At 72.8% G+C, this 10,163-nt stretch carries 13 protein-coding genes; all 13 read left to right on the top strand.

What is annotated here, in order from left to right; all coding sequences use genetic code 11:
• Positions 1 to 218: 218 nt before the first annotated feature.
• The 13 genes from ACOJTC_RS09270 to ACOJTC_RS09210 all read left to right on the top strand — a co-directional run bounded on the left by ACOJTC_RS09270 (position 219) and on the right by ACOJTC_RS09210 (position 10,068).
• Positions 219 to 623 (top strand): hypothetical protein, encoded by a 405-nt coding sequence (locus ACOJTC_RS09270; protein WP_420116532.1) that lies wholly within the window; start codon positions 219 to 221, stop codon positions 621 to 623.
• A 96-nt stretch (positions 624 to 719) separates the two neighbouring features.
• Positions 720 to 1,346: a DUF4178 domain-containing protein gene (locus ACOJTC_RS09265; protein ID WP_204928480.1), complete on the top strand. Its 627-nt coding sequence runs from the start codon at positions 720 to 722 to the stop codon at positions 1,344 to 1,346.
• A gap of 2 nt (positions 1,347 to 1,348) precedes the next feature.
• On the top strand, positions 1,349 to 1,930 hold the full coding sequence (locus tag ACOJTC_RS09260) for a DUF2617 family protein (RefSeq protein WP_420116531.1): 582 nt from the start codon (positions 1,349 to 1,351) through the stop codon (positions 1,928 to 1,930).
• Between the two features lie 55 nt (positions 1,931 to 1,985).
• Positions 1,986 to 2,411 (top strand): DUF4247 domain-containing protein, encoded by a 426-nt coding sequence (locus ACOJTC_RS09255; protein ID WP_204928478.1) that lies wholly within the window; start codon positions 1,986 to 1,988, stop codon positions 2,409 to 2,411.
• A 40-nt stretch (positions 2,412 to 2,451) separates the two neighbouring features.
• Entirely contained in the window at positions 2,452 to 2,874 is a 423-nt protein-coding gene (locus ACOJTC_RS09250) for a DUF350 domain-containing protein (RefSeq protein ID WP_204928477.1), read from the top strand.
• Positions 2,874 to 3,626 carry a hypothetical protein gene (locus tag ACOJTC_RS09245; RefSeq protein WP_420116530.1) on the top strand — a complete coding sequence of 251 codons (753 nt, stop codon included), beginning with the start codon at positions 2,874 to 2,876 and terminating at the stop codon, positions 3,624 to 3,626. The genes ACOJTC_RS09250 and ACOJTC_RS09245 overlap by 1 nt, the downstream gene beginning before the upstream one ends.
• Complete coding sequence (locus ACOJTC_RS09240) at positions 3,623 to 5,200, top strand: polyamine aminopropyltransferase (protein ID WP_420116529.1); 1,578 nt, start codon at positions 3,623 to 3,625, stop codon at positions 5,198 to 5,200. The genes ACOJTC_RS09245 and ACOJTC_RS09240 overlap by 4 nt, the downstream gene beginning before the upstream one ends.
• 35 nt (positions 5,201 to 5,235) lie before the next feature.
• The gene (locus ACOJTC_RS09235; protein ID WP_204928495.1) at positions 5,236 to 6,219 is read left to right on the top strand and encodes a hypothetical protein; all 984 of its coding nucleotides are present in this window, start codon (positions 5,236 to 5,238) and stop codon (positions 6,217 to 6,219) included.
• A gap of 138 nt (positions 6,220 to 6,357) precedes the next feature.
• A complete protein-coding gene (locus ACOJTC_RS09230; protein WP_363649847.1) occupies positions 6,358 to 7,236 on the top strand; it encodes a hypothetical protein in 879 nt (292 codons plus the stop codon).
• A 73-nt stretch (positions 7,237 to 7,309) separates the two neighbouring features.
• Positions 7,310 to 8,119, top strand: a complete 810-nt coding sequence (locus ACOJTC_RS09225; RefSeq protein WP_420116528.1) for a hypothetical protein — start codon at positions 7,310 to 7,312, stop codon at positions 8,117 to 8,119.
• Positions 8,116 to 8,925: an SDR family NAD(P)-dependent oxidoreductase gene (locus tag ACOJTC_RS09220; RefSeq protein WP_420116527.1), complete on the top strand. Its 810-nt coding sequence runs from the start codon at positions 8,116 to 8,118 to the stop codon at positions 8,923 to 8,925. Before ACOJTC_RS09225 ends, ACOJTC_RS09220 begins: the two co-directional genes overlap by 4 nt.
• Before the next feature lie 168 nt (positions 8,926 to 9,093).
• Complete coding sequence (gene pyrE, locus ACOJTC_RS09215; protein WP_088641922.1) at positions 9,094 to 9,633, top strand: orotate phosphoribosyltransferase; 540 nt, start codon at positions 9,094 to 9,096, stop codon at positions 9,631 to 9,633.
• Between the two features lie 57 nt (positions 9,634 to 9,690).
• Positions 9,691 to 10,068 (top strand): ArsR/SmtB family transcription factor, encoded by a 378-nt coding sequence (locus ACOJTC_RS09210; protein ID WP_007454255.1) that lies wholly within the window; start codon positions 9,691 to 9,693, stop codon positions 10,066 to 10,068.
• Positions 10,069 to 10,163: the final 95 nt, after the last annotated feature.

Genomic DNA, 10,163 nt, shown 5'->3' with positions numbered 1-10,163 from the left:
CTCCCCCAAACCTATTGAGCGCCCCGCGCCGGCCCACCCGCCCCCCGGGTACCAAGCGTTTTGGGGCAAGGGCAGCGCTCGCGGGTCACCAAAACCACTTTAACCCCGGGGGGCGGGGCTGAGTGCGGGGCGCGGTGGGGTGGGGCGGGGCGCGGTGGGGCGGGGCGCGGTGGGGTTGGCGGGGGTGGGGTGGTGCGGGGCGGGGAAAGGAAAGGGGCATGTTCGGGATGCGGAAGAAGAGTGGCGATCCGGAGCTGGACGCCGCCGTGCGGGAACTCGCCGGGGCGGACACCGTCGCCTTCGGTGGGGTGGGGTTCGCCGGCACGCTGCTGCCGGTGACCGAGGCGTACCGGCGGGTCGAGGAGGCGTTCGCGCAGCGTCCTCGGCAGGCCCGCGAGCAGGTCGACTGGCTGCTGCGGCACGGTTCGCCAGCCGGCCGGGCGTACGCGGCGACGCTGCTGGAGCAGGTCGACCCGGCGGCGGCCCGGGCGGCCTGGACGGCGCTGGGCGACGACGACGCCGAGTTCACCACGTTCGCCGGCTGCACGATGGGCACCACCACGCTGCGTGGGTACGCGGCCGACCGGCTGTCCGGCCCACCTCCCGACAGGCACGCTGAGTAGCTGATCTCTCACTCAGAATTCGCTGAGTTTCCCCAGGTGCGCGGGGTGCGCGGGGTTGTTACCGTCTCCGCCGATGCACTTGGGGAGGTGGTCGGGGTGAACGGTTCAGTCGCGTACGTCGTGGCGGCGTTGGGATGTCTGATCGGGGTCGCCGGGATCGTGGTGGCGGCGGTGGCTTTCAGCCGGAGCCGCAAACCGGCCCGCCCGACACCGGCGAAGGACCCGTTCCGCGACACCGACTCCGACGCGCTGCGCGGTGACCCCCGCAAGCTCAAGCCCGGCGACATCGTCGAGATCCGTGGCGTGTCCTACGCGGTCCGGGGCTCGGTGCACCTGGTCGAGGGCGGCTGGAGCTGGGCCGAGCACCTGCTGGACACCGTCGAGGGCGACAAGCGCTGGCTCTCCGTCGAGGAGGACCCGGACCTGGAGCTGGTGCTCTGGACGGCCGAGCCGGCCGCGACGATCACCCCGGGCGCACCGACCCTCGACTTCGCCGGCCGCCGCTACTCCTGGGAGGAGTCCGGCCAGGCCCGCTATTCGGCCACCGGCAGCACCGGTCTCGACCCGTACGGCACCGTCCGCTACCAGGACTACCGGGGCCAGGGCGGCGAGCGGCTCTCCTTCGAGGCGTACGGGGAGGCCGGCTGGGAGGTGGGTCGGGGTGAGCGGCTGCACCGCGCCGACGTGATGGTGTACCCGCAGTCCGGCCCGGTGGGGTCCTGATCGTGCTGGTCAGCCTGGACACCCCGTACGTCGACACGTGCGCGGCCGACCTGAGCCTGGCGCTCGGTGGCCCGGAACGCCCCGCCCTGCACGTCCGTGACCTGACCCTGCCCGGCGACGTCCGGCTGCGGCTGCGCCTGCTCGGTGCCTCCCACCAGGTCGTCCTCACCGTCCCGGCCGCTGGTGCCGACGCGACCGCCCCCGATCGGCCCGGTGGGCTGGTCGAGACGGTCGCCTGCCTGCCCGGTCGGCCCCCGCACCTGCCTGGCGACCTGCACGACGAGGCGGGCGGTTACCGGTTCGCCGCCACCGTGCTGCGCCCCGCCGAGGGGGAGCTGCACACCCGGATCGCCGCGCTCCGCGCCGACCTGGCCGACGACCCGTACGCCCTGGTCGGGGTCTTTCCCGGGGACCCGGACGCGGTGACCGCGCTGGCCGTACGCCCCGACGCGCCGGCCGGGACGGTGGCCTGGCGCACCTGGCACGCGTACCCCCAGACCAACGAACTGGTCCTGACCGAGACGGCGGTGACGCTCCCGCACGATCGGCGAGCCCCGCAGTCGCGAACGGAGGTAACACCGTGAGCGCGAGGAGTGAGCCGGTTTTGCGAGCCCCGCAGTCGCGAACGGAGGTAACACCGTGACGTACCGACGCTGGTTCGTGGTGGGGGTGGCCTTCGCGGTCGTCGGCGCGCTGGTCGCCGCCTTCGCGATCTTCTACGGCAACTTCTCGCCCCGGGGCTACATCGAGGACCGCTACACCCGGGCGGCGAGCCGGGACATCGGGCGGGACGCCATCGCGTACACCTCGAACCGCACCCCGAGCCAGGTGGCCAAGGACGTCACCGACGCCTGGAAGCCGGCCGACCAGTACGTCGACGGCAGCGGCGTCTACCTGCGCTACGACGACGACTCGCTGGTGATCCTGCCGATCGCCGCCGGCTCGCTGATCCTGCTGGAGCGGATGCGCACCGCCTACCCGCGTTACCACTCGACGGTGGGCAGCCACTGGGGCTGGGGTCGGGGCAGCACCGTGCGCGGCGGCGGTCCCGGCTCCGGCAAGTGACGCGTACCGACCCCGACCGAACGAACCCCTGGAGCACGCTGTGCAGAACCTGGTCACCGACCTGCTGGTCACCCTCGCCTACGGGGTGGTCGGTGTCGTCCTGATGGCCGTCGGCTACGTGCTGGTCGACGTGGCCACCCCGGGGAAGCTCCACGAGCTGATCTGGACCGAACGCAACCGTAACGCCGCGCTGCTGCTGACCTCGAACCTGGCCGGCGTCGGCATCATCGTGGTCGCCGCGATCGCCGCCAGTGAGGACGACTTCCTGCTCGGCCTGGTCGGTGCCGCCGCGTACGGGATCGTCGGGCTGGTCATCATGGCCCTGGCGTTCGTACTGCTCGACGCGTTGACCCCGGGCAAGCTGGGCACGCTGCTGGTCGACCAGCAGCCGCACCCGGCGGTCTGGGTGTCGGCGATGGTGCACCTCGCCACCGGCGCGATCATCGCCGCCGCCATCAGCTGATGACCACGGCGAAGCAGCCGGCGAAGGCGAAGCAGAACTCGGGCGCCTGGGTCGTCTGGCTCTTCATCGGCGTGATGGCGCTGGTCTGCGTGGGCAGCAGCATCCTCAACCGGGACTCCGGGGGCACCACCGTGCCCGGTCCGGCGGCCGACGAGCGTGCCGACACCGTGCCGCTGCTCGTGCAGGCGGCCGACAGCCAGGGCATCTGCTACGGCTGGCGGCTGGAGAGGTCGTCCGGCGCGGAGGTCAGTGTCGGCTCCAACCTCGGCGACGGGGTGCCGGTGACCGGGGACGCCCGCTGCCCGCGCTGGGTGGAGGTCCGGGCCCGGATCATGTACACCTCGTCCAGCAGCGAGAGCAACGACTGGGCGACCGTCACCGTCTCCGGCTCCGACGACCTCGACCGGGCCGACCTGTGGGCTGTCGACAACGGGCTGAGCCGGTTCGGGCTGGACACCGACACGTTCATCGACGATCCGGGCTGGGCGATCTGCCGGGCCGCGGTGACCCTGCCGCTGCTGGTCGCCGAGGCCGGTGTCGCCCCGCCCGCCGCCACCCCGACCGCCGACCCGGCCGCGCCGGCCGGCGCGCTGCCGGACGCCGGGAACGACTTCCTGCGGGACCGCTGGGGTTGGCTGCTCGCAACCGCCGGCCTGCTGCTGGTCGCCGCGCTGCTGATCACCGTCGGGTTCGTCCAGCGCGGCCGGCAGCGGGCGGCGACGCCGGCCGGGCGTTTCCGGGGGGCGCGGTGACCACTGTCGACGACACCCCGGCGGTCCGGCCGCGCTGGCGGTGGGCCCGCGCGTCGGTGCTGCTCGCCGTCTTCGTCTGCGCCGCCTGCGGCCTGGTGTACGAGCTGGCCCTGGTCGCGCTCGGCAGCTACCTGATCGGCGACACGGTCGGGCAGGCGTCGATCGTGCTCGGCGTGATGGTCTTCGCGATGGGGATCGGGGCGCTGGTCGCCAAGCCGTTGCAGCCCCGGGCCGCCGCCGCGTTCGCGGTGATCGAGCTGACCCTGGCCCTGCTCGGCGGCCTGTCGGTGCTCGGCCTCTACGCCGCGTTCGCCTGGCTCGACCTGTACGGCCCGGCGCTGGTCGGCACCGCGTTCGTGCTGGGCCTGCTGATCGGCGCGGAGATCCCGCTGCTGATGGTGATGCTGCAACGCATCCGGGAGCAGGCCGCCGGCAGCGCGGTCGCCGACCTGTTCGCCGCCGACTACGTCGGCGCGCTGCTCGGCGGGCTCGCCTTCCCGTTCCTGCTGATCCCGGTCTTCGGCCAGCTCAAGGGTGCCCTGGTGGTCGGCGCGGTGAACGCGGTGGCCGGCCTGGCCCTGGTCTGCACGGTGTTCCGCGCCGAGCTGAGCCGCCGGGCCCGGCTCGTGCTGGGTGCCGGCTCCGTCGTGGTCGCCCTCTGCCTGGGGTACGCCTGGGTCACCGCCGCCGACTTCGAGGTGACCAGCCGCCAGCAGCTCTACCGCGACCCGGTGGTGCACGCCGAACGCTCCCGTTACCAGGAGATCGTGCTGACCCGGTCGGTACGCGAGGTCGGCCACTCCGACACCGACCTGCGGCTGTTCCTCAACGGCGACCTCCAGTTCAGCTCGATCGACGAGTACCGCTACCACGAGGCGCTGGTGCACCCGGCGATGCGCGGCCCGCACGGCGAGGTGCTGGTCCTCGGTGCCGGCGACGGTCTCGCCGTACGCGAGATCCTGCGGTATCCGGACGTGCGCCGGGTGACCGTCGTCGACCTCGACCCGGCGGTGGTGGCGCTGGCCCGTTCCGAGCCGCAGTTACGCGCGCTCAACGGCGGCTCCCTCGACGACCCCCGGGTCCGGGTGCTCAACACCGACGCGTTCGGCTGGTTGCGTACCGCCGGTGAGCGCTTCGACGTGGTCGTCGCCGACCTGCCCGACCCGGACGAGACGGCCACCGCCAAGCTCTACACCGTCGAGTTCTACGCGTTGATCCGTTCGGTGCTCGCCGAGGGCGCCCGGCTGGTGGTGCAGTCCGGGTCGCCGTACTTCGCGCCCCGGTCGTACTGGTCGATCGAGGCGTCGATCCGTGAGGCCGGCTTCGCCACCGTGCCGTACCACGTCGACGTGCCGTCGTTCGGTGACTGGGGGTTCGTGCTCGCCGCCCCGGGCGGCACCCCGCCGCCGCTGGAACTGCCGGTCGACGCGCCCCGGCTGCGTTTCCTCGACCCGGCGGTGCTGCGGGCGGCGGCGGCCTTCCCCGCCGACCGGGGCCGCCTCGACGTGCCCGCCTCCACCCTGTTGAGGCCCAGGGTGCTCGACTACGCCCGCAGCGAGTGGCGCGGCTACTAGCCTCGGAGGCGATGTCACCGTCGCTGCGCCGCCGGCTGCCACCGCGCGCGGTGGACGCTGCGGCGTACCTCCAGGCGTTCGTGCTGTCCGGGGTGGCGACGGTGCTGGTCACCCGGGCGTTCCTGCACGCCACCGGCTACCCGCAGCTCGGCGGCGGCGGCCTGCACATCGCGCACGTGCTCTGGGGCGGCCTGCTGATGACCGTCGGGCTGGGCGTCGCGCTGGTCTTCCTCGGCGGGCCCGCCCGGATGACCGGGGCGGTGCTCGCCGGGATCGGCTTCGGGCTGTTCATCGACGAGGTCGGCAAGTTCGTCACCGCCGGCACTGACTACTTCTACCGGCCGGCCGCCGGGATCATCTACGCCGTCTTCGCCCTGCTGGTGGTGATCACCCAGGCGTTGCGCGAACGGCTGCGCCCGACCCCCGGCGAACGGGTGGCCAACGCGTTGGACGTGATCGTCGGCGGTGTCGGCCGGGGGCTCACCGACCGACAGCGAACGGCCACCCTGCGGCTGGTCCGGGGTGCCGGCCCGGAGGTCGAGTCGGGGGTGTCCGCGCTGCTGGACGTGGTGCCGCACCGGGAACCACCGCCGCGGCGGTTCTGGCAGCCCTGGGTGGACCGGCTGCGTGACGCGCTGGTCCGGCTGACCGCCCAGCGTTGGGTGGTCCTGCTGGTGGTGGCCTACCTGGTCGTCGAGCCGGTGGCGACGGTGGTGGCGGTCGCCACCGAGGGCGTCACCGGCGAGCTGGACCAGCTCGGCGAGTGGGGCGCGGTGCTCGGGGTGTCCGCCTCGGCCGTGGTCGCCGGGGTGCTGAGCATCCGCGCCGCGTTCCTGCTCCGCAACGACCGGCGGGCCGCGTTCCGGCTGTTCAAGCTGGCGCTCCTGGTCGACCTCCTGTTCGGGCAGATCTTCAACTTCACGGTCAACCAGTTCGACGCGGTGACCGGGCTCGCGGTGGACCTGCTCCTGCTCGCCGTGGTGACCGCCGAACACCGCCGACTGGTCCGCCAGTCGTGACCTCAACGGCCCCGGCCGGTTCCGGTCCGTGCCCGACAGCCGTGATTCGGCGGCTCCACCAGCGGGTACGGCTCCGTCGTACCCGGTGCGACGGGACTGCGGACGTTACCGTGGTGCGGTGATCTAGGAAGGAGAATCATGGTCGATTCCCACAGCACGCCCGCCCGGACCCGTCCGGGTCTGGTGACGCTCTCCAGCTACCTGCTGATGTTCTTCGCGGCGCTCCAACTGATCGGGCTGATCCTGACCCTGGCGATCAGCGGGAAGCTGCGCCAGGCGTTCGAGGACGCCTTCGAGGGGACCGCGAGCGAGGTCGAGGGCCTCGGCACCGCCGTCGTGGTCTTCGCCGTCGGCGCGTCCGCCGTCCTGCTGCTGATCGCGCTCGCCCTCGTCGTCCTGGCGATCTTCAACAACCGGGGCAAGAACGGCAGCCGGATCGCCACCTGGGTGGTCGGCGGCATCATGGTCTGCTGCGTCGGCGGTGGGCTGGTCAACGGTGCCGCTGGTTTCAGCGGCTCCACCGGCTCCACCTCCGGGGACGCGCCGAGCGCCGAGGAACTGGAACGCAGCATGAACGCCGTGCTGCCCTCCTGGTACAACCCGGTCAGCACCCTGCTCGGCGTGGTCAGCCTGCTCGCCCTGCTGGCGGCGCTGATCCTGCTCGCCCTGCCGCAGTCCAACGAGTTCTTCCGCAAGCCCAAGGCGGGCTGGGAGCCGCCGGTCCCCGGTGCCACCTACCCGGCCACGCCCGGCTACCCGCCCACCCCCGGTTACCCGTCCACCCCCGGCTACCCGGCGACGCCGGACTACCCGCAGCCCGGTGCGCCCGGCCAGCCCGGTGCCCCCGGCCCGTCGTCGGCCCCGGGCCAGCCCGGCCCGTCGTCGGCCACTCCCGGCGTGCCGGACCAGCCGCAGTCGTCCGACGGCCCGTCCTGGTCGCCGCCGTCGGGTGGGGAACCCGACCGGCCCACCGGAGGCAGCGGCCCGGACGACCCGCAGCGCCCCGCCGGCAGTTGACGGGCGCGTAACAGCGACACCGACGATTCCCTCCGAGTAGGTTGCACACCGACGCCTACCGGAGGGAATCGTCGTGTCGTACCCGGATCAGGTGCCGGACCGTCGCCCGCCGGTGGTCACCGTGGCGGCGGCGCTGCTCGGGCTGATGGCGCTCGCCGCCGGGGTCTACGCCGTCACCAGCCTGCTCGCCCTGGGTGGCACGATCGACCGGTTCCGGGGCGCCGCCGCCGGTACCGACGCCGACCCGGGCGACGTCGACGGGCTGGTCCGGCTGCTGCGGCTCGGCACGGTCGGTGCGGCGGTGTTGACGGTGCTGGTGGCGCTGCTGCTGGTCGGCCTCGCCGGGGGGTTGCTCGCCCGGCGTCGGGCGGCCCGGGTCGGCGTCTGGGCGGTCTGCGGGCTGGGTCTGCTCGCCGGAGGGTGCGCCCTGGCCGTGCTGGTCGGCCAGCGGGTCAGGCCGCTGCGGCTGGGCAGCGGTGACCAGGGGGTGGCCGCCCTCTTCACCACCCTCGACGACGCCTATCCCTCGTGGTGGGTGCCGGTGAACGCAGGCGTCTCGGTGGCCCAGGCCCTCGGCTACCTCGTGGTGGCCGTGCTGCTGGCCCTGCGGCCGGCGAACAGCTGGTTCACCGGCAGGCGGCCGGTGCGACCCGGATACGGGCCCGCCCCGTTCACCGCCGCGCCCTACCCGTCCCCCGGGCCCGCGCTGCCGTCGGTGCCAAGCTGGTCCGGGTCCGGAGCCGCCCAGGGTGCCGTACCGGCCGCGTCGCGACCCGATCCCGATCCCGGTGCCGGGCCGGCGGCGTCCGGGCCCGATCCCGGTGCCGGACCGACCGCGTCCGGGCCTGACGTGGTCCGCCGTCCCGCCGAGGAGCAACAGTGACCGTCGACCGAACCGTGCCCGGCCGGTGCGCACTGATCACGGGCGCCACCGCAGGGATCGGCGCGGCGTTCGCCGGGCAGCTCGCCGCCGAGGGCTGGGACCTGGTTCTGGTGGCCCGGGACACCACCCGGCTCGACGCCACCGCCGCCGAGCTGGCCGGCCGGTACGGCAACCGGGTGGAGGTCATCTCCGCCGATCTGTCCACCGACGACGGATGCGCCCGGGTGGAACGGCGACTGGCCACCGGCGACCCGGTGGACCTGCTGGTCAACAATGCCGGATTGAGCCTGAACCAACCGTTTCTGCGGTCCACCGTCGCCGACGAGACGCGGCTGCTCCGGTTGAACGTGCACGCGGTATTGCGACTGACCCACGCTGCGCTCGGGCCCATGACGAGGCGCGGTAATGGGACAGTGATAAATGTCTCTTCGGTCGCCGGCTTCGGCCCGGTGATGCCCGGCTCCACCTATCCGGCCAGCAAGGCATGGGTCACCAGCTTCAGCGAATCGATCGGGCAGTCGGCCCGCGCGGCGGGGGTGCACGTGATGGCGCTCTGCCCCGGCTACACCCGCACCGGCTACCACGAACGCACCGGCATCGACATGTCCGGCATGCCGCGGTGGATCTGGCTCAAGGCCGACGACGTGGTCGCCGAAGCCCTGCGTGACCTGCGAAAAGGCAAAACCTTGAGCGTTCCCGACTGGAAGTACAAGCTGGCCGTGGCGAGCCTGCGGCACGTGCCGCGCCGGCTGCTGCGCGGTGCCTTCCGGGACCGGCGCGGGCAGGTCGACCCGGCCGGGCAGTGAGCGGCAGGCGGTGCCGGTCGACGCGCCGGTGCCTCCGGCGTGGCTGCGCAACTCTGCCGGTGCGATCGCGCAGCGTAGCCGTCCATCGCCAGTCATCGAGGGCCTGCATGGTCGGTCCGGGTGGGCCGCACACACGACCCACAGACTTGAGCAGTACCCTCTATCGCCATGGGGGACCACGACGACCTGCGTAAATTCATCACTGACCTGGCTGTGGTCCATGGCCGGGTCGTGCTCTCCTCGGGGCGGGAGGCGGAGTGGTACGTCGATCTGCGTCGCGTGACTCTCCATCACCGGGCCGCTCCCCTGGTCGGTCGGGTGATGCGGGAGCTGACCGCCGACTGGAATTACGACGCGGTCGGTGGGTTGACCCTGGGTGCCGATCCGATCGGCATCTCGATGTTGCACGCCGCCGCAGAGACCGATCGACCCCTGGACGCCTTCGTCGTCCGCAAGGCCGGCAAGGCGCATGGTCTCCAACGGCGGATCGAGGGTCCTGAGGTGGCCGGCCGGCGGGTACTGGCGGTGGAGGACACCTCGACGACGGGCGGCAGCGTGTTGACGGCCGTCGAAGCTCTACGCGAGGCCGGGGCGGAGGTCGTGGGCGTGGCGGTGATCGTCGACCGTGGCGCCAGCGACGTCGTACGTGCCGCCGGACTGCCGTATCGGGCGGCCTATACGTTGGCTGACCTCGGCCTTGTGGCGTAAAAATTTGCCGATTCGGATCTGCTGATATGCAGGCGGATCGATGCTGCTGGTGGAAGGATGGAATACGTGGGAACTGCGTTGGCTGAAATGACCATGCCTCAGATCTCGCCGCTTGCCGGCGAGCCGATCGAACGCGCCGACGCCGAGCGGCTGGCGGGGGTCCTCAAGGCCCTCGCCGACCCCGCCCGGCTGCGGCTGCTCAGCCTGATCCAGTCGGCGCCCGAGGGCGAAGCGTGCGTGTGTGACCTCACCGCGCCGCTCGGCCTCTCGCAGCCGACGGTCAGCCACCACCTCCGCATCCTCACCGAGGCCGGCTTGCTGGAGCGGGAGAAGCGTGGTGTGTGGGCCTACTACCGGCTGGTGCCGAGTGCGATCGCGACGATCGCCGACCTGCTGACTCCGCCGCGGAAGCGGGCCACCAAGAAGGCTCGCTGAACCGGAACCGCTTGGTGGGCCCCCCCCCGGGCACGCCCCAAACCGTGGCCGGCAGCGCCCCCGCGTCGGCGCGGGGGCGGACGCCGCGGGGTGGG

Origin of the sequence: Micromonospora sp., from assembly GCF_048594385.1 — a bacterium.
GTDB lineage: Bacteria > Actinomycetota > Actinomycetes > Mycobacteriales > Micromonosporaceae > Micromonospora > Micromonospora wenchangensis.
Note: the sequence above shows the minus strand (reverse complement) of the source record. Positions and strands in the feature narration are given on the sequence as shown.

Excerpts from the sequence above, each read along its gene's own strand:
- ACOJTC_RS09270 (WP_420116532.1), top strand. The coding sequence starts at position 219 with ATGTTCGGGATGCGGAAGAAGAGTGGCGATCCGGAGCTGGACGCCGCC.
- ACOJTC_RS09245 (WP_420116530.1), top strand. The coding sequence starts at position 2,874 with ATGACCACGGCGAAGCAGCCGGCGAAGGCGAAGCAGAACTCGGGCGCC.
- ACOJTC_RS09230 (WP_363649847.1), top strand. The coding sequence starts at position 6,358 with ATGGTCGATTCCCACAGCACGCCCGCCCGGACCCGTCCGGGTCTGGTG.
- pyrE (WP_088641922.1), top strand. The coding sequence starts at position 9,094 with ATGGGGGACCACGACGACCTGCGTAAATTCATCACTGACCTGGCTGTG.
- ACOJTC_RS09210 (WP_007454255.1), top strand. The coding sequence starts at position 9,691 with ATGGAATACGTGGGAACTGCGTTGGCTGAAATGACCATGCCTCAGATC.